At 71.0% G+C, this 25,479-nt stretch carries 28 protein-coding genes; 9 read left to right on the plus strand and 19 right to left on the minus strand.

Features of this window, described 5'->3' with window-relative positions; all coding sequences use genetic code 11:
- Nucleotides 1-16 precede the first annotated feature (16 nt).
- From murI to clpS, 10 genes are all read right to left on the minus strand, one after another.
- Nucleotides 17-898, minus strand: coding sequence for a glutamate racemase (murI, locus tag J4573_RS13420; protein ID WP_208255759.1), 882 nt, complete (start codon nt 896-898; stop codon nt 17-19).
- A gap of 190 nt (nt 899-1,088) precedes the next feature.
- Entirely contained in the window at nt 1,089-1,874 is a 786-nt protein-coding gene (locus tag J4573_RS13425; RefSeq protein WP_208255760.1) for a thioesterase family protein, read from the minus strand.
- 112 nt (nt 1,875-1,986) lie between these two features.
- Nucleotides 1,987-2,934 carry a PLP-dependent cysteine synthase family protein gene (locus J4573_RS13430; protein ID WP_208255761.1) on the minus strand — a complete coding sequence of 316 codons (948 nt, stop codon included), beginning with the start codon at nt 2,932-2,934 and terminating at the stop codon, nt 1,987-1,989.
- Between the two features lie 45 nt (nt 2,935-2,979).
- Entirely contained in the window at nt 2,980-3,252 is a 273-nt protein-coding gene (locus J4573_RS13435; RefSeq protein WP_208255762.1) for a MoaD/ThiS family protein, read from the minus strand.
- Nucleotides 3,253-3,606: 354 nt separating this feature from the next.
- A complete protein-coding gene (locus tag J4573_RS13440) occupies nt 3,607-4,023 on the minus strand; it encodes a M67 family metallopeptidase (protein WP_208255763.1) in 417 nt (138 codons plus the stop codon).
- 24 nt (nt 4,024-4,047) lie between these two features.
- Entirely contained in the window at nt 4,048-5,196 is a 1,149-nt protein-coding gene (locus tag J4573_RS13445) for an MEDS domain-containing protein (protein WP_208255764.1), read from the minus strand.
- Nucleotides 5,193-6,158, minus strand: coding sequence for an MEDS domain-containing protein (locus tag J4573_RS13450; RefSeq protein WP_243773005.1), 966 nt, complete (start codon nt 6,156-6,158; stop codon nt 5,193-5,195). Before J4573_RS13450 ends, J4573_RS13445 begins: the two co-directional genes overlap by 4 nt.
- A gap of 2 nt (nt 6,159-6,160) precedes the next feature.
- The gene (locus J4573_RS13455; RefSeq protein WP_208255766.1) at nt 6,161-7,090 is read right to left on the minus strand and encodes an MEDS and STAS domain-containing protein; all 930 of its coding nucleotides are present in this window, start codon (nt 7,088-7,090) and stop codon (nt 6,161-6,163) included.
- 306 nt (nt 7,091-7,396) lie between these two features.
- A complete protein-coding gene (locus J4573_RS13460) occupies nt 7,397-7,933 on the minus strand; it encodes a DUF2017 domain-containing protein (RefSeq protein WP_208255767.1) in 537 nt (178 codons plus the stop codon).
- A gap of 26 nt (nt 7,934-7,959) precedes the next feature.
- Nucleotides 7,960-8,256 carry an ATP-dependent Clp protease adapter ClpS gene (gene clpS / locus J4573_RS13465; RefSeq protein WP_208255768.1) on the minus strand — a complete coding sequence of 99 codons (297 nt, stop codon included), beginning with the start codon at nt 8,254-8,256 and terminating at the stop codon, nt 7,960-7,962.
- 113 nt (nt 8,257-8,369) lie between these two features.
- Here clpS and J4573_RS13470 point away from each other — a divergent pair, with 113 nt between their 5' ends.
- The 3 genes from J4573_RS13470 to J4573_RS13480 all read left to right on the plus strand — a co-directional run bounded on the left by J4573_RS13470 (nt 8,370) and on the right by J4573_RS13480 (nt 10,999).
- The gene (locus J4573_RS13470) at nt 8,370-9,722 is read left to right on the plus strand and encodes a nicotinate phosphoribosyltransferase (RefSeq protein WP_208255769.1); all 1,353 of its coding nucleotides are present in this window, start codon (nt 8,370-8,372) and stop codon (nt 9,720-9,722) included.
- A gap of 70 nt (nt 9,723-9,792) precedes the next feature.
- On the plus strand, nt 9,793-10,371 hold the full coding sequence (locus tag J4573_RS13475) for an isochorismatase family protein (RefSeq protein WP_208255770.1): 579 nt from the start codon (nt 9,793-9,795) through the stop codon (nt 10,369-10,371).
- Nucleotides 10,372-10,492: 121 nt separating this feature from the next.
- Nucleotides 10,493-10,999, plus strand: coding sequence for a gluconokinase (locus tag J4573_RS13480; RefSeq protein ID WP_307796615.1), 507 nt, complete (start codon nt 10,493-10,495; stop codon nt 10,997-10,999).
- Between the two features lie 15 nt (nt 11,000-11,014).
- Here the strand turns inward: J4573_RS13480 and J4573_RS13485 are convergent, their stop codons facing one another.
- The 4 genes from J4573_RS13485 to J4573_RS13500 all read right to left on the minus strand — a co-directional run bounded on the left by J4573_RS13485 (nt 11,015) and on the right by J4573_RS13500 (nt 14,832).
- On the minus strand, nt 11,015-12,766 hold the full coding sequence (locus tag J4573_RS13485; protein WP_208256119.1) for a DEAD/DEAH box helicase: 1,752 nt from the start codon (nt 12,764-12,766) through the stop codon (nt 11,015-11,017).
- 36 nt (nt 12,767-12,802) lie between these two features.
- Complete coding sequence (locus J4573_RS13490; protein ID WP_208256120.1) at nt 12,803-13,618, minus strand: zinc metalloprotease; 816 nt, start codon at nt 13,616-13,618, stop codon at nt 12,803-12,805.
- 365 nt (nt 13,619-13,983) lie between these two features.
- Nucleotides 13,984-14,247 carry a DUF3039 domain-containing protein gene (locus J4573_RS13495; RefSeq protein ID WP_208255771.1) on the minus strand — a complete coding sequence of 88 codons (264 nt, stop codon included), beginning with the start codon at nt 14,245-14,247 and terminating at the stop codon, nt 13,984-13,986.
- A gap of 9 nt (nt 14,248-14,256) precedes the next feature.
- A complete protein-coding gene (locus J4573_RS13500; protein ID WP_208255772.1) occupies nt 14,257-14,832 on the minus strand; it encodes a YqgE/AlgH family protein in 576 nt (191 codons plus the stop codon).
- Between the two features lie 168 nt (nt 14,833-15,000).
- Between J4573_RS13500 and J4573_RS13505 the strand changes: the two genes are divergently transcribed.
- Nucleotides 15,001-15,633: a phospholipase domain-containing protein gene (locus J4573_RS13505; protein WP_208255773.1), complete on the plus strand. Its 633-nt coding sequence runs from the start codon at nt 15,001-15,003 to the stop codon at nt 15,631-15,633.
- An 82-nt stretch (nt 15,634-15,715) separates the two neighbouring features.
- Here J4573_RS13505 and J4573_RS13510 read toward each other — a convergent pair whose 3' ends face one another.
- The 3 genes from J4573_RS13510 to J4573_RS13520 all read right to left on the minus strand — a co-directional run bounded on the left by J4573_RS13510 (nt 15,716) and on the right by J4573_RS13520 (nt 18,965).
- Nucleotides 15,716-17,119 carry an NAD-dependent malic enzyme gene (locus J4573_RS13510; RefSeq protein WP_208255774.1) on the minus strand — a complete coding sequence of 468 codons (1,404 nt, stop codon included), beginning with the start codon at nt 17,117-17,119 and terminating at the stop codon, nt 15,716-15,718.
- Between the two features lie 91 nt (nt 17,120-17,210).
- On the minus strand, nt 17,211-17,912 hold the full coding sequence (locus J4573_RS13515) for a cytidylate kinase-like family protein (protein ID WP_208255775.1): 702 nt from the start codon (nt 17,910-17,912) through the stop codon (nt 17,211-17,213).
- A gap of 78 nt (nt 17,913-17,990) precedes the next feature.
- A complete protein-coding gene (locus J4573_RS13520) occupies nt 17,991-18,965 on the minus strand; it encodes a tetratricopeptide repeat protein (protein ID WP_243772950.1) in 975 nt (324 codons plus the stop codon).
- A gap of 376 nt (nt 18,966-19,341) precedes the next feature.
- Between J4573_RS13520 and J4573_RS13525 the strand changes: the two genes are divergently transcribed.
- Nucleotides 19,342-20,250: an ATP-binding cassette domain-containing protein gene (locus tag J4573_RS13525; RefSeq protein ID WP_307796616.1), complete on the plus strand. Its 909-nt coding sequence runs from the start codon at nt 19,342-19,344 to the stop codon at nt 20,248-20,250.
- Entirely contained in the window at nt 20,243-21,496 is a 1,254-nt protein-coding gene (locus J4573_RS13530; protein ID WP_208255777.1) for a hypothetical protein, read from the plus strand. The genes J4573_RS13525 and J4573_RS13530 overlap by 8 nt, the downstream gene beginning before the upstream one ends.
- A gap of 95 nt (nt 21,497-21,591) precedes the next feature.
- Here the strand turns inward: J4573_RS13530 and J4573_RS56060 are convergent, their stop codons facing one another.
- Complete coding sequence (locus J4573_RS56060; RefSeq protein ID WP_208255778.1) at nt 21,592-21,900, minus strand: DUF3817 domain-containing protein; 309 nt, start codon at nt 21,898-21,900, stop codon at nt 21,592-21,594.
- A 141-nt stretch (nt 21,901-22,041) separates the two neighbouring features.
- Here J4573_RS56060 and J4573_RS13540 point away from each other — a divergent pair, with 141 nt between their 5' ends.
- On the plus strand, nt 22,042-22,818 hold the full coding sequence (locus tag J4573_RS13540; protein ID WP_208255779.1) for a DUF2127 domain-containing protein: 777 nt from the start codon (nt 22,042-22,044) through the stop codon (nt 22,816-22,818).
- Nucleotides 22,819-22,853: 35 nt separating this feature from the next.
- Complete coding sequence (locus tag J4573_RS13545) at nt 22,854-23,558, plus strand: DUF4230 domain-containing protein (RefSeq protein WP_208255780.1); 705 nt, start codon at nt 22,854-22,856, stop codon at nt 23,556-23,558.
- 136 nt (nt 23,559-23,694) lie between these two features.
- On the opposite strand, the gene J4573_RS13550 is transcribed toward J4573_RS13545, so the two are convergent.
- On the minus strand, nt 23,695-24,879 hold the full coding sequence (locus tag J4573_RS13550; RefSeq protein ID WP_208255781.1) for an acetyl-CoA C-acetyltransferase: 1,185 nt from the start codon (nt 24,877-24,879) through the stop codon (nt 23,695-23,697).
- A gap of 116 nt (nt 24,880-24,995) precedes the next feature.
- On the opposite strand from J4573_RS13550, the gene mce reads away from it, so the two are divergent.
- Entirely contained in the window at nt 24,996-25,418 is a 423-nt protein-coding gene (mce, locus tag J4573_RS13555; RefSeq protein WP_208255782.1) for a methylmalonyl-CoA epimerase, read from the plus strand.
- Nucleotides 25,419-25,479 lie beyond the last annotated feature (61 nt).

The following is a 25,479-nucleotide window of genomic DNA, read 5'->3' on the forward strand; positions in this document are numbered from 1 at the left end:
TTGTGTCCCCCGAGGATCAGGTGGTCAGAGCCTTGTTCGAGGTGGTCTCCACCAGTCCGATCTCCGGCCCCAGGAAACGGCGGCCGAGCGCGGCGAACACGGCGGGGTCACCGGTCGCGCGGAACCGGTGTTCGGGCGGGGATGTCGCCTCCGCACGGGCGAGCCCCTGGTCGTACAGCACGCGATAGACGTCCTTGGCGGTCTCATCGGCACTTGAGACCAGTGTGACCCCGTCGCCGACGACATACGAGATGACACCGGCGAGCAATGGATAGTGCGTGCAACCGAGGATGAGGGTGTCGCATCCCCGGTCCACGATCGGCTCGAGGTATTCCCTCGCCGCCGCGATCAATTCCTCGCCCTGGGTCACGCCCGCCTCGACGAACGGCACGAAGCGCGGGCAGGCGACCGAGGTCAGCTCGATGTCGGGGGCCGCGGCGAACGCGTCCTCGTAGGCCCGGCTGGTCACGGTCGCGCTGGTGGCGATCAGCCCCACCCGCCCGTTGCCGGTCGCGCGGGCGGCCCGCCTGGACGCCGGGTTGATCACCTCGATCACCGGCACGTCATAGCGTTCGCGCGCGTCGCGCAGCATCGCCGAGCTGGCGCTGTTGCACGCGATGACCAGCATCTTCACGCCCTCGTCGACCAGCTCGTCCAGCATCTCCAGCGCGAACGCACGGACCTGCGCGATCGGGCGCGGGCCGTACGGCTGGCGGGCCGAGTCGCCGAGGTAGACGACGGGCTCGTCGGGGAGCTGGTCCAGGATCGCGCGGGCCACGGTGAGCCCGCCGAACCCGCTGTCGAAGATCCCGATGGGCGCCTCAGGTCCGGGTGAGGTCAGCCCGGGAGCCGGGGATGGTCGTCCCCCCTCGGAGGGGCCTGACGGGCGCGGTGACATGGTGAACAAGGCTAAGCGAACTCTCGGCGTGGCACGGCGTCATGCGGTGTACATCACATGGTCACATACCTGAAACGCCCCTGGTCACACCGGCACGAGTGACCAAGCGCACGTTTAGGGCGCAGCTCAAGGTCGGCGCCCGTAGCGAGCGGGGCAGCTGACCTTGAGCTGCGCCCCCGTGCTGAGAGTGTCAGGCTCGGCCCACTCGGGCGAGCTGGCGGCTCTGGGCCACCAGACGGCCCGCCGAGTCCCAGATCTCGACCTCCTCGTCGAACCAGCCGCCCGTGACCAGCCGCCCGGAACCGTGCACGGCCAGCCAGCCGGGCGCCGGAACGGCCCGCATGTGCCAGGTCAGCTCGACGGTCGGGGCCCAGCCCTTGGCGCCCATGCTGAGCACGACCGGCGGCAGCGCGTCCACGGCGAGCGCGAGGGCGAACGCGTCGTTCTCGTAGCCGGGAAGCCGGAACCAGGCGCGCGCCTCGGGACGGCCGGACGGGTTGCCGTCCAGCCAGCCCATGGACGCAGGGTCGAACTCCATCTCCACGTTGTCGGCGAAGCCGCGGTCGCCCTTGCCCGAGGCGAACGTGCGGCAGTCCTCGACGGCGGGCATGGCGGGCGGCTTCTCGCCGGTCCAGGTGGGCTCGACGTCGGCGTCCAGGGTGCCGGTGGTGATGAGCGCGTCCACCACCGGGCGGTCGTCCTGAACGAGGGTGACGCGCGACATCGCCGCCGTACGCCCGGTCTTGCGCTCCTCGACGATGAGCTCGGCAGGGCCGGGCTTGGCGACGCGCAGGAAGTTGGTCGCGGTGGAGACCGGATGGGCGTGCGGCGAGGCCTCCACGGCCGCCCGCGCCAGCACGGCCACGAGGTAGCCGCCGTTGATGGCCTCGGCGAAACCGTAGCCCGGGTCGAGGTCGGCCTCGTACCGCCCGTCACCGAGCGGACGCACCGCCGTCGCGTCGCCGAACCTGCTCATCCGCTCTCCTGGGGGGCCGTTTCTAGAATCCCGTTCGAGTAGCACCATACCCAGCCAGGCGGACAGCGCTCACTGTCGGGTCAGGCCCGCGTCAGGCCAGAGCCGGCCCGCGTCAGGCCCAGAGCTGGCCCTCCAGCCTGGCCTCGGCCTCCTCCAGCGTTCCGCCGTACGCACCGGTCGACAGGTACTTCCAGCCGCCGTCGGCGACGACGAACGCGATGTCGGCCCGTTCACCCGCCTTGACGGCCTTGCGCGCCATGCCGATCGCCGCGTGCAGGGCGCCGCCGGTGGAGATGCCCGCGAAGATGCCCTCCTGCTCCAGCAGCTCGCGGGTGCGGCGGAGGGCGTCCGCCGAGCCCACCGAGAAGCGGGTGGTGAGCACCGAGTCGTCGTACAGCTCGGGGATGAAGCCCTCGTCGATGTTGCGCAGCCCGTAGACCAGCTCGCCGTAGCGCGGCTCGGCTGCGACGATCTTGACGTCCGGCGCGTTCTCGCGCAGGTAGCGGCCGACGCCCATCAGGGTGCCGGTGGTGCCGAGCCCGGCGACGAAGTGCGTCACCGTGGGCAGGTCCTCGAGGAGCTCCGGGCCGGTCGTCTCGTAGTGCGCGAGGGCGTTGGCCTCGTTGCCGTACTGGTAGAGCATCACCCAGTCGGGGTTCTCCGCCGCCAGGCCCTTGGCGACGCGCACGGCCTCGTTGGAGCCGCCCGCCGCGGGCGAGGAGATGATCTTCGCGCCCCACATCTCCAGCAGCTGGCGCCGCTCGGCCGAGGTGTTCTCGGGCATGACGCAGATCATGTTGTAGCCGCGCAGCTTGGCGACCATGGCCAGGGAGATGCCGGTGTTGCCGGAGGTCGGCTCCAGGATCGTGCAGCCGGGCGTGAGGAGCCCCTCCTTCTCCGCCTTGGAGATCATCCAGAAGGCGGGCCGGTCCTTGACCGAGCCGGTGGGGTTGCGGTCCTCCAGCTTGGCCCAGAGCCGCACCTCGGGGCTCGGGGACAGCCGGGGCAGGCCGACCAGCGGGGTACGGCCGAGGGATTCCAGCAGCGAGTCGAAACGCATGGGCACGGGTTCCGATGCAGTCGTCTGAGTCGTCGCGGCCGGCGCTCAGCCGCCGGCGACGGCGGGCAGGATGGTGACGTTGTCACCGTCGGAGACCTGGGTCTCCAGGCCGCCCAGGAACCGGACGTCCTCGTCGTTCAGGTAGACGTTGACGAACTTGCGCAGGCCCTTCTCGTCGACCAGCCGGGCCCGCAGGCCGGGGTGGCGGACGTCCAGGTCGGCGAACAGCTCGTCCAGCGAGGCGCCCTTGCCCTCGACGGACTTCGCGCCGTCGGTCAGGTTGCGCAGGATGGTCGGGATCCGGACCTCGATCGCCATGATGATCTCCTTTGGTTCGTACGGGCTGTGTTTTGGGCTTTCGCGGCCTCGGGCCCCTCGCCTGGCGGCTCGGGACCCGAACCGCAAAAGCGGCGAGCGCGACACGGCTTCGCCGTCTTCGCCAGGGGCCTCGCCTTCGGCATCGTCCCCCGGCTCAGGTAGCGCGCTCGCGTGCGGGGCCGGGTTGTTGGCCGTCAGCGACAGTCGTAGACGACTTCGGCGCGCGAGTGCCCGAACAGGAAGCTCTGTACGGGAGAAATGGCGAGGAGACGGCGCCGCCTGGCACCCGTCCGCTGCTCCTCCATCCACATGACCATCAGTTTACCGACCCCTGCGACGGCCGGACTCGTCCGCCTAGGCGTACGCCTCGACGATCTTGACCTCTTCCTCGGTCACCTCGCCGTCCACGATCGAGTACGAGCGGAACTCGGTCTCGTCGTCGTCCCGGGTGGAGACCAGGACGTAGTGGGCGTTCGGCTCGGCCGCGTAGGAGATGTCGGTGCGCGAGGGGTAGGCCTCGGTGGCGGTGTGCGAGTGGTAGATCACCACCGGCTCCTCGTCCCGGTCGTCCATCTCGCGCCAGACCTTGAGCTGTTCGAGCGAGTCGAAGCGGTAGAACGTCGGCGACCGCTCGGCGTTGATCATGGCCACGAACCGGGTGGGCCGGTCGGACCCGGCCGGGCCGGCGATCACGCCACAGGCCTCGTCGGGGTGGTCGGCGCGCGCATGCGCGACGATCTGGTCGACCAGGGCACGCTCGATCGTCAGCATGACTCGAAGGCTACCGCCCGGGGGTCAGCGCAGCTTGAGGTGGATCCGGATCACGGTGCCGCCCGCGCCGGAACGGATCTCGACGATGTGGCACAGCCGGCGGACCGCCCACATGGTGTCGTTGCCCTCGTCGTCGGGCCGCGGCCGCAGGTAGCCGAGGAACCGGTCTTCCAGGGTGCGGCCCGGGTCGCCGACGTCGCAGATCAGCTCGTCGTGCTCGGCCCACAGCCAGACCGTGCCGACGCCGCCGCCCTGCCTTATGACGTTGGTCGCCACCTCGTTCACGGCGAGCACGAACGGGAGCGTCTTCTCGTGCGGCAGCCCGTACCGCGCCGCCTCGTCCTCCAGGAACGCGCGCAGCCCCGGCAGCTCACCGGCCGCGAACCGGCGCCGGGCGGCGTCCAGCGGCGGCGCGGCCAGCGGATGGGCGTTGCACTCGTCGTAGAAGTCGCGCGGGTCGACGAAGCGTTCGCTGGGGAACGGGGTCAGCAGCGGGTTGACGTCCCCGGGCCGTACGAGCGCGCCAGGCGGCTCCGAGCCGGCCGGAGCGGCCGGAGCGGACGGGTCGAACGGGAGGCCGGAGGCGCCGTGCAGGGGCTCGCCGGGATCCACGATCTCGGGGTGGGTGCGGGCGGCGTCGGCGAGGATGTGGCCGGGCAGCGCCATCACGTCGTACGCGCACATGATCGTGCTCGGCGTGCCGGCGAACGCGACGTTGAGGATCGCCTCGTGCCGCTTCCACTCCCAGATCTCCAGCGGGCTGCGGCCCGTCCAGAGCGGCTCGGCCAGCAGCCGCAGCCGCCCGCGCGGCCACCAGTCCCGCTGGGTGCGCTCGTAGTAGGCGGCGAGCGCTGCCACCGGGCTCTGGAACCAGGTCACCGCGTCGAGGAACTCGACCCGCGCGGCGAGCCGTTCACCCAGATGCTCGATCAGCAGCGCGGTGCGCGGCGGCGGAGTGATCACCACGACGGCCTCGTCCGCGCGCAATCCCTCGTGCAGGTACGGCAGGGCCGCCTCGACCAGGTCGCGGACCGACCGGTAGCGCAGCGCCCGGTGCTGGAACAGGTCACCGCCGAGCCGCACGTGCTGCGTGGGGATCACCATGTCGGACCTGCCGTCGGCCGTGTCTTCGAAGGGACCGCCGCCCGAGCCGGGGCCCGCGGGGGGCGTCATCGGGCCGCCTCCTCCACCACGACACCGGGCATGGCTTCCAGCCCGGCGATCCGCATCATCAATTCAAGGTAGCCCGGCACCCCGCGCAGGATCACATGGCGGTCCACGCTGGAGCCGCTGCGCCGCGCCCCGAGCAGCGCGCGCAGCCCCTCCATGTCACAGAAGTCCAGGTCGGAGAGGTCCAGGCACAGGTGCCCGCCGCGGTCGGACCCGCTGATGCGGCGCAGGGCCGCCTCGACGCCGGGCAGCGTGGACTCGTCGAGGTCGCCCGCCAGCCGGAGGCCGGGAGGCATGAACGTGGGGGTGATCCGCAGCACTCCGTTGTCGAAGAGGTCGTCGATCCGTACCCGGCCCGCATGGCAGGCCTCCAGCTCGCGCAGCTGAACGGCGTCGAACCAGCGCCGGTCGTACTGGCAGATCGCCATCGCCCGCGCGTCGCCCGAGGTGCGCAGCATCCCGGCGCAGCGGCGTTCGGACGCGGCGAACCCCTCGCTGCCCGGCCAGCCGCGCAGCGAGAACGCCGTCTCGCCGGTCACCCGCACCCCTTCGTAGCCCTGCATCAGGGCCAGGTCGATCTCCGCGCCGAGCAGCGCCATCTCGTCCTCGGCGCCGCCGCCCGTCTCGCCCGCCTGGTGGATCACCAGCTGGCCCGCGGCCACGGCGGTGGCCAGATCCAGCGGGGCGGCGCCGGGCGCGGCCGACAGCCGTGCGAGCACGCCGTCCAGCTCGTCCCCGCCGCGCCGGCGCTCACGCGCGCCCCGGTCGCCGCCCAGGGCGGTGCCGCCCAAACCGCCGTCGGCGGGGTTGCCGGTCGCGTCCGCCACGTAAATGACCTTGTGCCCGGCGGCCAGGCCGTCGCCGACGTAGGCGATGAGGACGGCGAGGCGTTCCTCCTCGCTCTCGTAGATCAGGCAGAGGTGGTCGCCGAGGAGCATGTCGCCCACCGCGGTCCCGGCCGCCATGGTCACCGGACGGCCCCCTCGATCGACACGCCGGGCTCGCGGTCCAGACCGGCGGCGCGCAGCATCTCCGCGAGCCGCTCGGACACTCCGCGCAGCAGCAGCTGGCGGCCCCGCCCACTTTCGCGGCCCGTGCCGACCAGCATCCGCAGGCCCTCCTCGTCGCACGTGCCGACCGCGGACAGGTCAAGGCAGATGAGTTGGGAACGGAGCGCGACCGCGGCGAGCGCGCCCTCCATCGCGGGCCGCGTGGCGGCGCCGATGTCGCCGGCCAGCTCCGCCCCGGGCGGGCCGAAGATCGGCGTGATGCGCAGCGTTCCGTCGTCGTAGTAGTCGTCGGCGCGCACCCGGCCGCCGGCGTGGTTGGCGACCACCTCGGCCAGCCGGTCCGGGTCGAACCAGCGCAGGTCGAACTGGCAGATCGCCATCGCCTTGATGTCGCTGTCCATCATGACCTCGTCGAGCATCCGCTCGAAGTCGCCGAACCGCTCGGTCCCCGGCCAGCTGCGCAGCGAGAACCGCGCCTCGCCCGCGACCCGGACGCCGTCGTACCCCTGCACGAGGGCCAGGTCGATCTCGGTGGCCATCAGCTCGACGCTCTCCTGCGGGTCGAAGCTGCCGCTGGCGAGGAAGGTCTCCTCGGCCGTACGGACGACGAAGTCGCCCGCGTCCATGGCGGCCGCCAGGTCGACCTCGGCGCGTCCGGCGGCGGACGGTTCGGGCGCGTCCTTGTGCTCGCCGAGCAGCCAGTCGAGCAGGTCCGGCGCGGCCACGCCGTCGGAGATGTAGATGACCTTCTGGTTGGCGCGGACGCCGTCGCGCACGTAGGCCGCCATGATGGCGCGGCGCTCGTCGTCGTTGTCGTACACCAGGCACATGTGGTCGCCGAGTTCGAGCGCGCCGACGGCCTTGCGGCGCTCCTGCGGTGAGGACATGCGGGCCTCCGAAAGAGTCGCGGACCCGCGCGTGAGCGGGCCCTCGATGTCCCCGAGACTCCAACGTAGAACACTGAACGCGGCCGGGTGCCGACATTGCGTAAGGGTCATGGACGACGGCCGCAGCCGGTCATCCGGAACCCCGGCCACGCACGCGAGACCCCGGCCACGCACGCGAGCGCGCTACCTGAGCGGGCGACGAGCCGAAGGCGGAGTCGCCCGCGAAGACGGCGAAGCCGTGTCGCGCTCGCACGCTTGGCGGTTCGGGGTCGAGCCGCCAGGCGAGACCCCGAGGCCGAAAAGCTCCTAAAAAACAGCGCGGACGAGGCTCTCCTGGAGCATGGTGAGCCAGTCGTAGGCAGCGAACATCGCCATCCGCGGATCGTTCGGGTCCATCTCGGCGGCCTGCTCGTACCACTCCTCGGAGATGTCGAGCCGGGTTCCGAGCGCCAGGCGCACGTCGTTCAGCGCCTTCAGCCAGCACTGCGCCTGCTCGTCGTCCAGGACGGTGTCCAGGCCCGCGTCGCTGACGCCCTTCAGGGTGTCCAGCACGGTGTCGGCGGCCTCGCGCTTGCCCTCGCGCAGGCCCATCTCGGTGTAGCGCCGGAACTCGCCCGCCGCCTCGCCGTCGTCGGCGTAGGCGTCGGGGAACAGCCGGGCCAGCACGGGGTCGTCGGACTTGGAGGCGTCGTCGGCGATCCCCAGGGCGGCCAGCTCGTCATCGGGGCCCGGCGGCTCGCCGAGCAGCGACAGCAGCTGCTCCATCAGCGCCCGGACCAGCGCGGCCTCCTCGGGCTCCAGCCGGAGCGTGAGGCCCTTGCGCGTCTTCTTGACGGTGCTCACTCAGTGATCCTCGGCAGTCCGCTCGGTCAGTCGTCGCGTCTCACGGTCGCCCACAGGCCGTAGGAGTGCAGGATCTCGACGTCCCGCTCCATCTCCTCGCGGGTCCCGTTGGCCACGACCGCGCGGCCCTTGTGGTGCACGTCGAGCATCAGCTTCTCGGCCTTGGCCTTGGGATAGGCGAAGACCGTCTGGAACACGTACGTGACATAGGACATCAGGTTGATCGGGTCGTTCCAGACGATCGCCAGCCACGGTCTGTCCGCGCTCGTGCTCTCTTCGGTGTCCGGCCGTTCCAGCTCAACCGGCGCAGGTGAGGTGCTCATCTCGCCGCGTTTTCCCCTTCTCCCCACGGGGGCGTTCCCCGTCAGGTCCGATCCGCCCACCACGTCCGATGCTATTCGCCTCGCCCGGTGGGCGCGCGCCGCCCTGCCCGTCCATGGTGCACACACCGGGCCTTAAGGTTCCACTTGTGGACCTTGGTTACCGCACCGCACTGCTCACCGACCAGTACGAACTGACCATGCTGCAGGCGGCGCTGCGCAGCGGCACGGCCGACCGCAGAGCGGTCTTCGAGGTGTTCGCGCGGCAGCTCCCGGCGGGCCGCCGCTACGGCGTCGTAGCCGGTACGGGACGGCTGCTGGACGCGATCGAGGCGTTCCGGTTCGAGGGGCCGGAGCTGGAGTTCCTGAACGAGCACGGGATCGTGGACGAGCCCACGGCGGAATGGCTGGAAAAGTACCGATTCTCCGGGAACATCTGGGGATACGCCGAGGGCGATTGTTATTTCCCGAACTCGCCGATTCTGGTGGTGGAAGGCACGTTCGCCGAGGCCGTCCTGCTGGAGACCCTCGCCCTGTCGATCCTCAACCACGATTGCGCGATCGCCTCGGCCGCGTCCCGGATGGCCATGGCCGCCGGCGACCGCCCGCTGATCGAGATGGGCTCGCGCCGCGCCCACGAGCAGGCCGCCGTCGCCGCCGCCCGCGCCGCCTACATCTGCGGCTTCGCGACCACCTCCAACCTGGAGGCGGGGCGCAGCTACGGCGTCCCCACCGCGGGCACCAGCGCCCACTCGTTCACCCTGCTGCACGACAGCGAGCGGCACGCCTTCCAGGCCCAGCTCGACTCGCTGGGCGAGAGCACCACGCTGCTGGTGGACACCTACGACGTCGAACGAGCGGTCACGACGGCCGTGGAGCTCGCCGGTCCCGCCCTGGGGGCCGTACGGATCGACAGCGGCGACCTGGGGGTCATGGCGCGCCGCGTACGGGCGCAGCTGGACTCCCTGGGCGCCCACGACACCCGCATCGTGGTGACCGGGGACCTGGACGAGTACGGCATCGCGGCCCTGGCAGCGGCGCCTGTGAACGGCTACGGCGTCGGCACGTCCCTGGTGACCGGCTCCGGGGCGCCCACCGCGTCGCTGGTCTACAAGCTGGTGGCGCGGGCGGACGGCCCCGAGGAGGGCGCGCCCATGCGGCCGGTCGCCAAGCGTTCCACGGGCAAGCCCAGCCGGGGCGGGCGCAAGGCCGCCGTGCGCCGCGTCGACGGCCACGGAACGGCCCACACCGAGGAGGTCACCACGGGCGAGCCCACGCCGGGCAAGCGCGACCGCGTCCTCCAGGTGCCGCTCGTACGGGCCGGAGAGGTCGTGGGGCGGGAGCGGCTGGAGGAGGCCCGGGAACGCCACGTCGCGGCCGTACGGGAGCTTCCTGCGACCGCCCTGCAGCTGTCCAGGGGAGAGCCCGCCATCCCGACCGACTTCGTCAACGGCGGCCCGCGCCGATAGAGCCACCGCCGGTTGGGATAGCGTCGCCCGTGTCTGGGGACATACGGGGGAACCGGATCGAGGAGCGATCATGGGCAAGGCCTTGATCATCGTTGATGTGCAGAACGACTTCTGCGAGGGCGGCTCGCTGGCCGTCGGCGGCGGCGCCGACGTGGCGACGCTGATCTCGGAGTACGTCGACGAGCGCCGTACCGGCTACGACCACATCGTGGCCACCCGGGACTTCCACCTCGACCCGGGCGAGCACTTCTCCGAGACGCCGGACTTCGTGGACACCTGGCCGCCGCACTGCGTGATCGGCACGCCGGGCGCCGACTTCCACGCCAACCTGCGGCTCGCCCCGATCGAGACCGTGTTCAGCAAGGGCCGCGAGACCGCCGCCTACAGCGGCTTCGAGGGCGTGTCCGACGACGACGTCCTGCTCGGCGACTGGCTGCGCGAGCGCGGCGTGGACGCGGTCGACGTCGTCGGCATCGCGACCGACCACTGCGTACGGGCGACCGCGGTGGACGCGGCCCGCCTCGGGCTGCGCACGACCGTCCTGCTGGAGCTGACCGCGGGCGTGGCCAAGGACACCACCGGACGGGCCATGGACGAGCTGCGCGGCGCGGGCGTGCAGCTCTCCGGCGAGCCCGTGGTCCAGCCCTGACGCCGGTGTCCCGCATCCCGGTGTCCCGCATCCCGGTGTCCCGCATCCCGGTGTCCCGCATCCCGGTGTCCTGCGTCCCGGTGTCCTGCATCCCTCCAATGATCGCGGGTAGGTGATCTGCGTGACCGTCATCGTGATCATGGGCGTGTCCGGCAGCGGCAAGACCACGATCGGCGAGCTGCTCGGCCGACGCCTCGGCTGGGAGTACGCCGACGCCGACCATTTCCACCCGAAGGCCAACATCGAGAAGATGGCGGCCGGGCAGCCCCTGACCGACGTCGACCGCGCGCCCTGGCTGGGCGCCATCGCACAGTGGGTCACCGATCACCTGGAGCACGGCACACCCGGCGTGGTGTCGTGCTCGGCGCTGCGCCGCCGCTACCGCGACCAGGTGCTGCTGAACGGCCGTCCCGACGTCAAGGGCGTCTACCTGGACGGCGACCGCGACCTCATCGCCGAGCGGATGCGCATCCGGCCCGGCCACTTCTTCAAGGTCGAGATGCTGGACACCCAGTTCGAGGCGCTGGAGCTGCCCGAGCCCGACGAGCACATCCTGAGCGTCCCGGTGAACGGAACGCCCGAGGAGACCGTCGAGCTCATCCTCAAGGGCCTCGACCTGAACGTCTGACCGCCCGGCCGAGCTTCAGCGGCGGCGCGCCGCCCACTCGCGGATCTTGCCGATCCGCTTCTTGACGTCCTCGGCGGAGGCCTGCGCGATCGGCGGGCCGCCGCAGCTGGCCCGCAGCTCGGTGTGGATGACGCCGTGCGGCTTGCCGGTGCGGTGGTTCCACGCGCCGACCAGGCCGTTCAGCTCCTTGCGCAGCGCCGCGATGTCCTCGGCGGCCGTACGGTCGGCGCGGTCCTCGCGCGGGTCGCCGGTCTTCTTGCGCTTGCGGTCGTTGGCGATCTGCTCGGCCTGCCGCTTGCGCAGCAGCGCGGTCACCTGCTCGGGCTCCAGCAGCCCCGGGATGCCGAGGAACTCCTCCTCCTCGGCGGAGCCGTGCTCGGCCTGCATGCCGAACTCGCCGCCGTCATAGAGCACCCGGTCGAACGTGGCGGACGCCTCGACGGTCTCGAACGGCAGCTCCTCGCCGACGTCCGGATTGTCCTGCCTGCGGTTGGCCTGCTCCAGCAGGTCGTCGTCCAGGCCGTCCTCGCGCACGGGCCGGTCGAGCACGTGGTCGCGCTCGACCTCCATCTCGTTCGCGTGCCCCATCAGCGTCGGCACCGACGGCAGGAACACCGACGCGGTCTCACCGCGCTTGCGCGCACGCACGAAACGGCCGATCGCCTGCGCGAAGAACAGCGGCGTGCTGGTCGAGGTCGCGTACACCCCGACCGCCAGCCGCGGAATGTCGACGCCCTCGGACACCATCCGGACCGCGACCATCCAGCGGTCCTCGGTCTCGCTGAACGTCTTGATCTTCTTGGACGCGGTCGGGTCGTCCGACAGCACAATGGTCGCGCCCTGCCCCGTCACCGCCCGCAGCATCCCCGCGTACGCGCGCGCCGACTCGTGGTCGGTGGCGATCACCAGGCCGCCGGCGTCCGGGATGGCGCGGCGCAACTCGGTGAGGCGCTTGTCGGCCGCGGCCAGCACCTGCTTGATCCAGTTGCCCTTCGGGTCCAGCGCCGCGCGCCAGGCCTGCGCGGTCTGGTCCTGGGTGAGCGGCTCGCCGAGCGTCGCGGCCAGCTCGTCGCCCGCCCGCGTACGCCAGCGCATCTCGCCGGAGTACGCCAAGAAGATCACCGGCCGGACGACGCCGTCGGCGAGCGCCGGGCCGTAGCCGTAGGTGTAGTCGGCGCGGCTGCGGCGGATGCCGTCCGGGCCCTCCTCGTACTCCACGAACGGGATCGGGTTGATGTCGGTGCGGAACGGCGTGCCCGACAGCGCCAGCCGCCGCGTCGCGGGCTCGAACGCCTCGCGCACCGCGTCGCCCCACGACAGCCCGTCGCCCGCGTGATGCACCTCGTCGAAGATGATCAGGGTCTTGCGCGCCTCGGTGCGGTTGCGGTGCAGCGCCGGGCGCGCGGCCACCGTCGCGTACGTCACCGCGACGCCGTCGAAGTCCTTGCCGACCCGGCCCTGCGCGTTCTGGAACTCGGGGTCGATCTTGATGCCGACCCGCGCCGCCGACTCGGCCCACTGCCGCTTCAGGTGCTCGGTCGGGCACACCACCGTCAGGCCCTGGATGATCCGGCGCTCCAGCAGCTCGCGCGCCAGCCGCAGCGCGAACGTGGTCTTGCCGGCGCCCGGCGTCGCGACGGTCAGGAAGTCGCGCGGACCGGGGTCCTCCCCCTTGGGCCCGAAGTAGCCCTCCAGCGCCTGCTGCTGCCAGGCGCGCAGGGATTGCGCGGTGCCCCAGGCGGCCCGCTCGGGGAAGGCTGGGGGCATGCTCGATGCGGCGAAAGTGCTCACGGTCATCGAAGGCTACCGAGCCTCACCGACATAACGCGCCCCGCTGCGCCGGATGTGAGCACGCTCTCCACTCGCCCCGGCGGCCCGATAGGCCGCCCACGTGGCCCTGACGCGCCGCCCCTGACCAGGAGTGAACTCTCGCATGCAGTCGTCCCATCCGTAGTTCATGAAGTTGTGGACCGGGTCCGAACCCGGTTGCGGGCAGGTGTCCTTCAGCCAGGGACAGCCCTCGGCCGGAACCGCCTCGGCGGGGGTGTCGGCCACTCCGTCGCCCGGCTCCTCGCACCCGTTCTCGAACGTGTGGAACAGCCCCAGCCAGTGCCCGATCTCATGCACCGCCGTGTAGCCGAGGTTGAAGTGCCGATAAGGCCCGCCCGGCACGCTCCGGTAGTCGATGACGACACCATCGGTCACCGGCTTCTTCCGATACCACTGCGGGAACGTCGAGAACCCGAGCACATCGGAACCCACCGCCGCACTGTAGAGGTTGAGCGTTCCCGGCCCGCCCCGGCGCAGCGCGTCCTTCATATCCCGCTCGAACTTCTGCGGCGTGTGGAACCAGTCCGCGTTGTCGGTCACGCCATACTTCTGCAGCTCGAAGGTGACGCCGGTGTCCGCGCCGCCGGTCTTGCCGCCGTACGCCGCGTTCAGCGTCGCGATCTGCTGCCGCGCCGCCGCCTCCGACAGCCGCCCGGTGTCCCCGTCCGAGATCACGTGGAACCGCACCGGCACCACGATCCCCCCGGCCCGGCGCTGCCGGGCGTCCAGCAACCTCTCATCGTCGGTCCCGTACCGCTCCCGCAGCCGCCCGCGCAGCTCGTCCAGCATCCGCACGACCTCACTCCGAGTCAGATCATGCGCATCCCGAGTCGCGCCCCCATCCCCCCGAGCCGACCTGGCTACGGACGCGGACGTGGAAACGTTTCCACCTTGCTTGGCGCACGTGGCCTTCGCAGTGGTGGGGTGCTCGGCGGCGGTGTGCTCACGCCGCTTTGCGGTCCCTCCCCCGAAGGCCGTGCCGAAACTCGCCGTACCCGATGCCGTACACACCGTGACCGACAGTGCGCACAGCAGAACCCCGATGCCCCGCCCCATGGCTCCCCGTACGTAGAAACGCGGCGGGCGGCCGCCACCTCGGCGGCCACCCGGCCACGAACAAGATCACGAAAGAGTGGTGCCCAGCCGGCGGGCCGTTATTCGTCCTTGCCGCCCTTGCCGGCCTGCATCGACTCGTAGATCTCCTTGCACTCCGGGCAGACCGGGAACTTCTTCGGGTCCCGGTTGGGCACCCAGACCTTGCCGCACAGCGCCACCACCGGCGAGCCGCTCACGGCGCTCTCGGTGATCTTGGCCTTCTTCACGTAGTGGGCGAACCGCTCATGGTCGCCGTCCCCGTGCGACAGATCCGGGCGTACGTCTGTCTGTGTGTCGCCCTCGGGCAGGATCTTCGTACTCACAGCATCACCTTAGTTCAGCGTCGGGTCGTCGGGGAAAGTGGAGACGAACGCCAGGTCGCCGCCCTGCCTGCGCAGGACCTCCTGCCACAGCCGTTCCGGATCCGCGGCGAAGACGTCGCCCGGCTCGGCCGGCACCAGGTACCACTCGCCCTCTTCGATCTCTGACCGGAGCTGGCCAGCCGACCAGCCCGCGTAGCCGGCGAACACGCGCAGCTGCAGCAGCTCGGCGGCGAGCAGCCCGGGAGGGGCGTCCAGGTCCACCAGGCCCACCCTGGCGACCTCGGAGTCGCCGTCCAGGGCGCGCCAGCCGAGCGGCTCGTCCTCCCCCGGGAGGCGGGCCAGCGCGAGCGCGTTGTCGAGCGCCACCGGGCCGCCCTGGAAGACGACGGACGGGCCGGTCACGAGCTCGGCCCAGGGCGGCAGGACCCGGTCGACGGGAACCTCCGTCGGCCGGTTGAGGACGACGCCCAGGGTCCCTCCCTCGAGGTCGTGCTCGACCACCAGGACCACACTTCGCTTGAAGTTGGGGTCGTCGAGCTGGGGAGTCGCCACGAGAAGCAACCCCACCCTGATGCCGTCTTCCATGCGTTCCATGATGCGTTGCCCAGTCCCCCGGCGGCACGTCCCCCCACTCGTTAACCTGTTACGCATTCCTATCGGTGGGGATATCGGAAGAATAAGGGCCTCGGGGAAAAATGATCTAGGATCGCCAGGCCCGTGCTTGGTGTCGACCGGTGAGCCGGAGGGACCGCGATGCAGTTGCCCAGGGTCGTCATCGCAGCCGTGTTCTTCGTCATCGGAGCGCTGATCGCGATCCCTGCCATCCTGAAGACCACGGGCGGGGAGTCGAAGGCCTCCAGCACGCCCGCGGCTTCCACCACCAGCCCGTCGCCGTCCAAGGGCTCCCCGACGCCGACGGCCACGCACACGACCGCGTCGCCGAAGCCGCTGTCGGCGACCATCGGCGGCGTGAAGTGCCCCGAGCGCACGGTGAAGGTCACGGTCCGCAACTCCGGGTCGGCGACCATCAACTACGCCATCGAGCGCAATGACGGCTCGGCCGCCGAACCGTTCACCGTCGGGCCCGGCGCGACCCGCGAGCACAGCGTGACGCTGCGCGAGGACCACGCCACCCGCATCCAGGTCACCCAGGACAACGAGCCGATCCTGGTGAAGACCCGTACCGCCAACTGCAAGACCACCGCGACGCACAGCCCGACGCATCCGCCGTCGAGCCTGCCGCACACCGGCGCCGACGACACCATGCTGTGGGCGCGCGGCCTCACCGGCGCCGCCGCGATGGTCACCGGCGTGATCATCTTCTGGTACGGAGGCGTCTGGCCGCGCCGCCGCGACCAGATCTTCGCCAAGAAGTCCTCCGACTGACAGGAACAACAACGCCGATCTTGCTCTCAGCGCCCTCCCAGGGGTCTGGAGAGGGCGCTGAGAGCAAGATCGGCGTGGGTGACTACGCCTCGGTGCGGGGGCGGCCTCCTGCGGCCTCGCGGACGGCACCGGCGACGCGCGTGGTGACGTCCGGGTGGAAGACGCTCGGAACGATGTAGTTCGGGCCGAGCTCGCCGTCGGTGACGACCTCGGCGAGGGCCTTGGCGGCGGCCAGCAGCATCGTCTGGTCGACGCCGTCGGCCTGCGCGTCCAGGAGGCCGCGGAAGACGCCGGGGAACGCCAGCACGTTGTTGATCTGGTTCGGGTAGTCGCTGCGGCCGGTGGCGACGACGGCGGCGTGCTCGCGGGCCTCGTCGGGCGAGACCTCGGGCTCGGGGTTGGCGAGCGCGAAAACGATCGCGTCGCCCGCCATCGTCGCGATGTCGTCGCCGTTGAGGATGCCGGGCGCGGAGACGCCGACGAACACGTCGGCGCCCTTCACCGCGCCGCGCAGGTCGCCGGAGTAGCCCTCGGCGTTGGTGTGGTCGGCGATCCAGCGCAGCGAGGAGTCCATGTCCGCGCGGCCCTTGTGAACGGCGCCGTAGAAGTCGCAGACGACGACGTTGCGCGCGCCGGCGTGCAGCAGCAGGCGCAGGATCGCGCTGCCCGCGGCGCCCGCGCCCGACATCGCGATGCGGACCTGGCCGATGTCCTTGCCGACCACGCGCAGCGCGTTGGTCAGCGCGGCGAGCACGCAGATCGCGGTGCCGTGCTGGTCGTCGTGGAACACCGGGATGTCCAGCAGCTCGCGCAGCCGCCGCTCGACCTCGAAGCAGCGCGGCGCGGAGATGTCCTCCAGGTTGATGCCGCCGAACGCGGGCGCCAGGATCTGCACGGTCCGCACGATCTCGTCGGTGTCCTGGGTGTCCAGGCAGATCGGCCAGGCGTCGATGCCCGCGAACCGCTTGAACAGCGCCGCCTTGCCCTCCATGACCGGCAGCGCGGCCTCCGGGCCGATGTTGCCGAGCCCGAGCACCGCCGAGCCGTCGGTCACGACCGCGACGCTGTTGCGCTTGATGGTCAGCCGGCGCACGTCCTCGGGGTTGCGCGCGATCGCCAGCGAGACCCGCGCGACGCCCGGCGTGTAGGCCATCGACAGCTCGTCGCGGTTGCGCAGCGGCACCTTGGACTGCATCTCGATCTTGCCGCCGAGGTGCATGAGGAACGTGCGGTCGCTGACCTTGTGGATGCTGATGTCGTCGATCGTCTCGAGCGCCGCGGCGATCGCCTCGGCGTGCTCGGTGTCGCGGGTGGCGATGGTGACGTCGATGCGCAGCTTCTCGTGGCCGGCGGTGTTGACGTCGAGCGCCGTGACGATGCCTCCGGCGTTCTCGACCACGTGGGTGATCTGGCTGACGGCCTTGCCGCCGGCCGGAACCTCCAGCCGGACGGTGATGGAGTACGAAACGCTGGGCACGCTCGCCACGGTTGGCTCCCTTTTACTACCGGGGGTACGTCCTTGTCCCGCCCACATCGTCCCACGTCAGGGGCGATGGGGCACCGCGGCCGGCCCGGGCTCAGACCGCCCGGGCCGCGGCGACGACGAGCTCCACGACGGCCGCGCCGGGGAGCCTCGTCGAGTCGATGACGAGGTGGTAGAGCCGCGGATCGGCGGGATCGGCCCCGTAGAAGTGCTTCACGTAGGCCGCCCGGGCGCGGTCATTGTCATCGAGCATACGCTTCAGATCACCCTGGGACGTCACTGTCTCCCGCGTTGCCCCTGCGTTTGGAGGTTCCCCCGGACCCGCGCCCGCCTCGGACTCCGCACCCTGGAGATCCGTCCGCGCCCGTTCCAGGCGCCGCTCCCGGTCGCCGTCCAGGCGTACGTGGAGGGCGTGGGGATGGTCGGCGAGCAGGACCGCGCCCGCGCGTCCGAGCAGCACGCCGCCGTCGGCGTCGACGGCCCTGGTGATCACCTGCTCGGTGCGGGTGACGAACTCCTCCTCGGGCAGGATCGTCCGGTCCGGCAGGTAGATGTCCATGCCCGCGAGCGACACGTTCGGCAGCCGCGCCGCGCCCGCCAGGATCCGCCCGATGCCGCTCTCGGTACGCCCGTCGTGGGCGAGCGCCTCCTCCAGCGTGCACCCGATCTCGGCGGCGACGGTGGCGGGCACGGCACGGTCGATGAACGGGAGCCCCAGCCGTTCCGCCACGGCGGGCCCGACCGTACTGCCACCCGCACCGAACGTCGCCGAAATCGTCACCACACGCGCGCTCATACCGCGTTCATGCCCGTGACCAAGCGATAGATGCGCGGGACCGGCGGTCGAGACCGCCGGAAAAGCCCCGGATCGCCGTTAGAACAGCGCGGAGGCCAGGGCCCGGCGGGCCTTGCCTACGCGGGGGTCCTCGGGGGGCAGAAGCTCGAAGAGCTGGAGCAGGCGCTTGCGGACGGCCTCGCGGTCGTCGCCGGCCATGCGCTTCACGGCGCCGACCAGGCGGTCGAACGCGGCCTCGATCTGGCCGGAGACCATCTCGACGTCGGCGGCGTTCAGCTGGGCCGTCACGTCGGCCGGCTTCGCGGCGGCGTCGGTGAGGGCCTGCTGGGCCTCCAGGCCGCGCACGCGCTGGCTGAGCTCGACGAGGGCCAAGCCCTGCTGGGCCTGGTCGTCGTTCGGGTTCTTGTCCAGAACGCGCTGGAACGCGGCCTGGGCGGCGTCCAGATCGCCGGACTGCAGGGCCTCCTCGGCCTCCTGGTACACCGGGTCGACCGCGGGCATCGCCGACTCGGGGGCGTCCTCGCCCGGCGCGCCGGGCTCGCCCTCGGGCAGGATGCCCTCCTGGCGCAGCGCCTCAAAAAGCTGGTCGATGGCCTGGCGGACCTGCGCCTCGGGCGCGGCACCGTTCAGGAACGGCATGAGCTGCCCGGCGACGACCACCGCGACGAACGGGATGCCGCGCACGCCCATCTGCTGCATGTACGCGCCGAGCTGCGGGTTGGCGTCGATGTCGACCTTGGCGAGCACCCACTTGCCGGCCGCCTCGGCCGCCAGCTTCTCCAGGATCGGGCCGAGCTGCTTGCACGGCCCGCACCATTCGGCCCAGAAGTCGACCAGCACCGGGACGGTGCGCGAGCGCTCCACCACGTCGGCGTTGAAGCTCTGGTCGGTGACGTCCAGGACCGCGGGACCAGCCGCACCGGCGCCACCGGCGCCCGCCGCGCCCGCCGGCGCGTTCGCCGCGGCGGCCTGGCGCTCCTGCTGCTTCTTGGCGGCTGCCTGGCGGGCTCCGAGATCGACGGCCCCGTACAACGAAAAGTCCCGAGAAGGCATGGGTCCATCCTGCCCCATCGACGCCCCCGGCCGCTCACCCGTCCGCTCCCAGCGGACGGCCGCCCTGCTTTCGGACACAGCCGACCATTCTCTGAATTCACCCGCCAAGGCGTTTGGCAAAGAATCCGGGGCGCTCCCGGGCGAGAGAAGAAAGAGGGCTGACAGCGATCGCCAAGGCTGGTTATAGTCGCGATGTCGATGCGGAGCGTGATGGCAAAAGCACACTGTGTGACGGGGGGAACTGTCACCGGGCCGCTGCTGGCCTGACGCGCGCATCGCCACAAACACGGGGGGTTAGATTGTGATCGCGGAGCATTCCGCGATCGTGGCCCAAGGGATGGGTGTTCGCCGCGGGGGGCGGTGGCTCCTACGCCCTGTGGACTTGCGGTTCTCGGAGGGCGTGGCCGGCGTGGCCGGCCCGTCCGGCGTCGGCAAGTCCACTCTTCTGGCCACGTTCGCGACCTTGCGCCGACCACATGTCGGCGAGCTTGAGATTCTCGGTGCGGACATCGGGAATGTGTCCGGGCTGCGCTCCGTGCGCGCCCGGATCGGTTATCTGCCGGGCCGCTGCTCGTGGGCCGAGAATCTCTCGGCGAGCGAGTTCGTTTCCTATGCGGCGTACTACAAACGGGTGGGTTCGGAGGCCGCCCGCTCCATCCTCAAACGGCTCGAACTGAACGAGGCCGCCGGCACGGAACTGCGCCTGCTGCCGCCCGACGTCCGGCTGCGCGCCGGGCTCGCGGCGACCTGCGTGCACGAGCCCGAGCTGGTGATCCTGGACGATCCGCTGGAGGACCTGGCCGGCGATCCGGCCACGGTCGCCGAGCTCGTGCCGCTGATCCGCGCGCTCGCGCCGACCGTCGTGGTCTCGGCCTCGGCGGCCGAGACGCTGACCGGCTGGTGCGACCGGGTCACCACGCTGGCGCGCGGCAAGCTGACCGACCTGCCGACCCATCGCCGCCAGACCGCCGCCTACGACGCCGACGGCTCGCCCGCCCTGCCCCGGCAGACCGTACGAGGGGGGGCGTCAGCTTCGTCCCCTCGATCTGAGCTCGCGGCGGCCGGCCCCGCGCCGCGAGCGCGCCACCTGAGCGGAAGGCGAGCCGAAGGCGATGCCTTCCGCGAAGATCGCGAAGCGATGTCGCGCTCGCCGCTTTCGCGGTTCGAGGCCGAGCCGCCAGGCGAGGACTCGAGGCCGCGAGAGCCAAAGAAATACAGTCTTGGTGGGCGCCGTACGCGTGGCCGGGCGGAACGACTGCCCGCGGGAAGCACCGCAGGTGTCTGAGTTTGGGCGGGTCCTCCGGCTGGAGGCCCGCCGCACGGCGCTGCTCGTCGCGGTGCCGCTGCTCACGGCGGTCGGGGCGGCAGTGGCCTGGGTGTCGCTGGCGCCGGTCGCCTACTGGGACAACTCGGTGATCGCGCTGATGAACTCGGTGCGATTGCTGGGGCCGCTCGCGGCCGGGCTCGCGGCCTGGACCGCGGTCCGCGAGCGGCGCCTGGACTACCTGCGCGACCTCACTCCCCGCTCCCCGGCCACCGGGGCGTTCATGGACATGCTGCTGCTCAGCGGGGCGGCGCTGATCGCGTACGCGGCGGTCAGCGCCGTCGTGGTGATCGGCACGTTCCTGCGGGACGAGGCGGGACCGCTGCACCTGACCGGCGTGCTGGCGGGCGCGGCCGCGCTCGTCATGCACGTGGTCGCCGGCTATCTGGCGGGGCGCCTCGTACCGCGCCTCGCCACCGTCGTCGTGGTCGTCGTGGCGACCTGGCTGTGGTCGGCGCTGCGGGTCCCGGCGACGTCCTGGGTGAGTCTGCTGCCCCCGGCGGCGCTCAACCGGGTCGAGCTGTTCACGGGCCTTCGGGTCGGCGTGCTGCTCAGCCAGACGCTCTGGTCGGCCGGGCTGACGGCCGCGATGATCCTGGCGTACGCGTGGTGGACGACGCGGCGGCACCTGCTCGCGGCGGCGCTCGCCGCCGCGCTCGCTCTCGTCGTGTTCGCCACCCTGCGGCTGGAGTCCACCGGCGGGCAGGCCGTCGGCCCGGTGGCGATCGACTCGGCCTGCCGGGAGTGGCCGATCACCGTGTGCGTTCATCCGGCGCTGCGAGACGGGCTGCCGGCGCTGATGAACGCCGCCACCCCGCTCGCGGCCCGGCTGAACGACACTCCGGGCGCGTTCACCAAGGTGGAGCAGCGGCCCGACACCTCCGAGGCCACGCTGGTCCACGGGGTCGCGTCGATCCACCTGCGCGATCTGGAGCCCGGCTACGAGGCCGACGCCGTCCGGCAGATCCGGAACGAGCTCGTGGACCCCGGCGCCTGTTCGGTGCCGAAGCCCGCGGCGGCGCAGTACCGCTCACTGATCGACGCGTGGCTGGTCGGCGCGGAGCCGCCCGCGATCTCCGACCTGCGCGCGGCGCGCGCGTTCGGGCTCTGGACCGAGGAGCAGCGGCGCGGCTGGCTGCGCGTTCACTACCGCGACTACCACCGCTGCGCGCTCAACGCGCGCGACTTCGCCCGCCCCTCGCCCTGACGCGGCGGCCGTTCATCGGCTCGGGTGGGCTTTCAGGTAACCCTCTGCATGACCACGACGGAACCCCCCAGACCCGCCGCGGCCATGCAGAAGCCTTACGCGCGGACCGCTTCGGGCTGAGGCGCCTGCTTCAGCCAGAACCGCTCCACGAAGTACGGGGCGACCGGCAGTACGGCCGCGATGAGCGCGAGAACGGTGCGCTTGATGTCCCAGCCCAGCTGCCCCCGGACCATCAGGACCAGGCCCACGTACGCCAGGAACAGGACGCCGTGGATCGGCCCCATGACCTGAACCGCCTGCGGGGTGTCCGCGCCGTACTTGAGCGGCATTGCCACCAGCAGGAGCAGCAGGAACGAGGTCGCCTCGGCGATCGAGACGTACCTGAGGATGCGCACGATGTCCACGGCTGGCCAACGTACCGGGACCCTGCCGGTGTTTCTGACAGGAGTATGGCTCTGATCACATCGGGTCCCGGCGACGTCGCCGGGACAGGGCAGTGGAACGATCTCGTGACCGCGCGTACCGCCTGGCTCTAAGGTGTCGCCGTGGACTGGAGCCTGCTGACCTGCGCGCGCAAGGGGCACATCACCTACGCGCCCGACGAACCGCCGCTGCGGCACAACCTGCACGTCGACACCCCGGTCGGCGAGGCGTGGCGCTGCCTGCGCTGCGGCACGTACGTGCACGGGGAGCCGCACGGCTCGGGACCCGCGGAGAAGGCCCCGCTGGTGAAGCGCGGCAAGGAGCTGCGGGACGCGTTCATCATGCGGTTCTTCGCCGTCGAGCGCGCCATCCGCGGCATCGTCGTGCTGGTCGCGGCGTACGGGGTGTGGCGGTTCGCCGAGAGCCGCGGCTCGGTCCAGCGGATCTTCGAGAAGGAGATCCCGCTGCTGCGCCCGATCGCCGACCAGGTCGGCTGGGACCTGGACCACTCCAAGGTCGTGGAGTCGATCCGGCACGTCTTCGATCTGAACGCGACGACACTGCGCTGGCTCGCGATCGGGCTGCTGGTGTACGCGGCGATCGAGATCATCGAGGCCGTCGGGCTCTGGATGCTGAAGCGCTGGGGCGAGTACTTCGCGGTGATCGCCACCTCGTTCGGGCTGCCCATCGAGATCTACGAGCTGAGCGAGAAGATCACCGTCGTCCGGATCGGCGCGCTGCTCATCAACATCGGGCTCATCGTCTACATCGTGGTCACCAAGCGCCTCTTCGGCGTCCGCGGTGGCAAGGCGGCGCACGAGGCGCACCTGCGCAGCGAGTCGCTCATCGAGATCGAGCACGCCTCCCAGCAGGCGGACCTCAAGCACACCTCCGGGTGAGGTGAACATGCGCACAAGCGGGGCATGCCACCTACATGGCACGCTCCGAACAGAAGGAACATAAAGACGCCAAGCCCGCGCCCGCCCCGGCTCCCGCACGGCGCCGGGGCTTCGGAACGGGTCTCATCCTGATCGTGGCGACCGTCGCGCTGGTCCTGCTGGCGCAGCAGACGCTCCACTTCCTCCCGCACTGGCTCAACCCGTTCGCCGAGGACACCAAGGACCGCAGCGGCCCGGTCCTGCTGCAGTCCATGCGCGACCTGTCCCGGTACGAGTCGGCCACCGGCAACTACCAGGTCATCGTCGACCTGGAGAAGGACGCCAAGTTCCTGCCGTCGGCCCTGCGCGGCTCGCGCACCCTGTTCGTCGGCCAGGGCTCGGTCGACGCCTACGTCGACTTCGGCAAGCTGAGCTCCGGCGCCATCACGGTCAACAAGGACCGCACCGCCGTGACCGTACGGCTCCCCCGCGCCCAGCTCGAGGCCACCAACCTCGACCCGAAGCAGAGTCACGTCGTCGCCACCCAGCGCGGCATCATCAACCGCTTCGGCGACTTCTTCAGCGGCAACCCCAACAACCAGCAGCAGCTCTACATGCTGGCGAGCCAGAAGATCCAGACGGCCGCGCAGCAGAGCGGCCTCCCCCAGCGCGCCGACCAGAACACCAAGCTCATGCTCCAGAACATGCTCAAGGCGCTGGGCTTCAAGACCATCACCATCCAGCAGCAGAACGCCCAGTAACCACCGACAAGCTCAGCCACCGCGAGCGCGTTACCTGAGCCTGAAGCGAGCCGAAGGCGAAGCTTCAGGCTCAGATCGCGAAGCGATGTCGCGCTCGCCATTACGCGATTGAGCCGCGAGCCGCCAGGCGAGCGGCTCAGGTCGCGGAATGAATGATCAAGGCGTCTCCCTGACCACCGCCGCCGCACAGCCCGGCGGCGCCGGTGCCGCCGCCGCGGCGCTTCAGCTCGTACGCCAGGGTCAGCACGATGCGGGCGCCGGACATGCCGACCGGGTGGCCGAGCGCGATGGCGCCGCCGTTCACGTTGACCTTCTCGGGGCCGACGCCGAGGTCCTTCATCGACTGGAGGCCGACCGAGGCGAACGCCTCGTTGATCTCGATCAGGTCGAGGTCGCCGACCGACAGGCCCGCCTTGCCGAGGGCGTGCTTGATGGCGTTGGAGGGCTGCGACTGCAGCGAGTTGTCCGGGCCCGCGACGTTGCCGTGCGCGCCGATCTCGGCGAGCCAGGTGAGGCCGAGCTCCTGCGCCTTGGCCTTGGACATCACCACGACCGCGGCGGCGCCGTCGGAGATCTGCGAGGCCGAGCCGGCGGTGATCGTGCCCTCCTTGCTGAACGCGGGGCGCAGCCGGGCCAGGGACTCGGTGGTGGTGTCGCCGCGCACGCCCTCGTCGGTGGCGAACACGACCGGGTCGCCCTTGCGCTGCGGGATCTCGACCGGCGCGATCTCGTCCTCGAAGACGCCGTTCTTGATCGCCTCGGCCGCGCGCTGGTGCGAGCGGGCGGAGAACTCGTCCTGCTCGGCGCGGGTGATGCCGAGCCTGGCGTTGTGCCCCTCGGTCGACTCGCCCATCGAGACGCCGTCGAACGCGTCGGTGAGGGCGTCGTGGGCCATGTGGTCCAGGACCTCGACCGAGCCGTACTTGTAACCGCCGCGCGACTTGGGCAGCAGGTGCGGCGCCTGGGTCATCGACTCCATGCCGCCCGCGACGACGATGTCGAACTCGCCCGCGCGGATCAGCTGGTCGGCCAGCGCGATCGCGTCCAGGCCGGACAGGCACACCTTGTTGATGGTGATGGACGGGACCGTCATCGGGATGCCCGCCTTGACGGCGGCCTGCCGGGACGGGATCTGCCCGGCGCCCGCCTGGAGCACCTGGCCCATGATCACGTACTGCACCTGGTCGCCGGAGATCCCGGCACGTTCCAGCGCGGCCTTGATGGCGTGCGCGCCCAGATCGGCTCCGGAGAAGTCCTTGAGCGAGCCGAGCAGGCGGCCGATCGGCGTGCGCGCACCGGCGACGATCACGGATTCGGTCATGACAGGGGGCCTCCATCAAGGTTCCACGGCGACATTTGTCACGATACCCAGCGAGGGACGCCGCTCCGCGCGCCGCCCCGGCCCGGCTTCGACCCACGCACGAGACGGAGAACGCCATGCTCACCCGCATCGACCACATCGGGATCGCCTGCCACGACCTGGACGCGACCGTGGCGTTCTACCGCGAGACCTACGGGTTCACCGACGTGCACATCGAGGTGAACGAGGAGCAGGGCGTCCGGGAGGCCATGCTCAAGATCAACGAGACCGGGGACGGCGCGGCGAGCTACCTGCAGCTGCTGGAGCCGACCCGGGAGGACTCGACCGTGGCCAAGTGGCTGGCCAAGAACGGTGAGGGCGTCCACCACATCGCGTTCGGCACGGACGGGGACGTTCAGGACGAGGCGGACGGAATCGCCGCGAAGGGCGTGCGGGTGCTCTACGACAGCCCGCGGCGCGGCTCGATGGGATCGCGGATCACCTTCCTCCATCCGAAGGACGCGCACGGGGTCCTCACCGAGCTCGTCCAGAAGGCCTGAGGACCGCCCGGACGAGCCTCAAGATCGTCTAGAAGGGCCCAAAACAGACCTTCGGGCGTGT

The sequence above is a fragment of the Actinomadura barringtoniae genome, assembly GCF_017573505.1.
Lineage (GTDB): Bacteria > Actinomycetota > Actinomycetes > Streptosporangiales > Streptosporangiaceae > Spirillospora > Spirillospora barringtoniae.

Bases quoted from the DNA above. Each gene is read 5' to 3' on its own strand.
- J4573_RS13455 (WP_208255766.1), bottom strand. From the start codon at position 7,090: ATGTCCTCACCGCAGGAGCGCCGCAAGGCCGTCGGCGCGCTCGAACTC.
- J4573_RS13505 (WP_208255773.1), top strand. From the start codon at position 15,001: ATGCAGTTGCCCAGGGTCGTCATCGCAGCCGTGTTCTTCGTCATCGGA.
- J4573_RS13485 (WP_208256119.1), bottom strand. From the start codon at position 12,766: ATGCCCCCAGCCTTCCCCGAGCGGGCCGCCTGGGGCACCGCGCAATCC.
- J4573_RS13450 (WP_243773005.1), bottom strand. From the start codon at position 6,158: ATGGCGGCCGGGACCGCGGTGGGCGACATGCTCCTCGGCGACCACCTC.
- J4573_RS13425 (WP_208255760.1), bottom strand. From the start codon at position 1,874: ATGAGCAGGTTCGGCGACGCGACGGCGGTGCGTCCGCTCGGTGACGGG.
- J4573_RS13520 (WP_243772950.1), bottom strand. From the start codon at position 18,965: ATGCCTTCTCGGGACTTTTCGTTGTACGGGGCCGTCGATCTCGGAGCC.
- J4573_RS13440 (WP_208255763.1), bottom strand. From the start codon at position 4,023: ATGCTGACGATCGAGCGTGCCCTGGTCGACCAGATCGTCGCGCATGCG.
- J4573_RS13490 (WP_208256120.1), bottom strand. From the start codon at position 13,618: ATGCTGGACGAGCTGCGCGGGCGGCTGCGGGAGCGGTACGGGACCGAC.
- J4573_RS13470 (WP_208255769.1), top strand. From the start codon at position 8,370: ATGGTGCACACACCGGGCCTTAAGGTTCCACTTGTGGACCTTGGTTAC.
- clpS (WP_208255768.1), bottom strand. From the start codon at position 8,256: ATGAGCACCTCACCTGCGCCGGTTGAGCTGGAACGGCCGGACACCGAA.
- J4573_RS13445 (WP_208255764.1), bottom strand. From the start codon at position 5,196: ATGACGCCCCCCGCGGGCCCCGGCTCGGGCGGCGGTCCCTTCGAAGAC.
- mce (WP_208255782.1), top strand. From the start codon at position 24,996: ATGCTCACCCGCATCGACCACATCGGGATCGCCTGCCACGACCTGGAC.
- J4573_RS13550 (WP_208255781.1), bottom strand. From the start codon at position 24,879: ATGACCGAATCCGTGATCGTCGCCGGTGCGCGCACGCCGATCGGCCGC.
- J4573_RS13500 (WP_208255772.1), bottom strand. From the start codon at position 14,832: ATGGAAGACGGCATCAGGGTGGGGTTGCTTCTCGTGGCGACTCCCCAG.
- J4573_RS13515 (WP_208255775.1), bottom strand. From the start codon at position 17,912: ATGAGCGCGCGTGTGGTGACGATTTCGGCGACGTTCGGTGCGGGTGGC.
- J4573_RS13545 (WP_208255780.1), top strand. From the start codon at position 22,854: ATGGCACGCTCCGAACAGAAGGAACATAAAGACGCCAAGCCCGCGCCC.
- murI (WP_208255759.1), bottom strand. From the start codon at position 898: ATGTCACCGCGCCCGTCAGGCCCCTCCGAGGGGGGACGACCATCCCCG.
- J4573_RS13435 (WP_208255762.1), bottom strand. From the start codon at position 3,252: ATGGCGATCGAGGTCCGGATCCCGACCATCCTGCGCAACCTGACCGAC.
- J4573_RS13430 (WP_208255761.1), bottom strand. From the start codon at position 2,934: ATGCGTTTCGACTCGCTGCTGGAATCCCTCGGCCGTACCCCGCTGGTC.
- J4573_RS13475 (WP_208255770.1), top strand. From the start codon at position 9,793: ATGGGCAAGGCCTTGATCATCGTTGATGTGCAGAACGACTTCTGCGAG.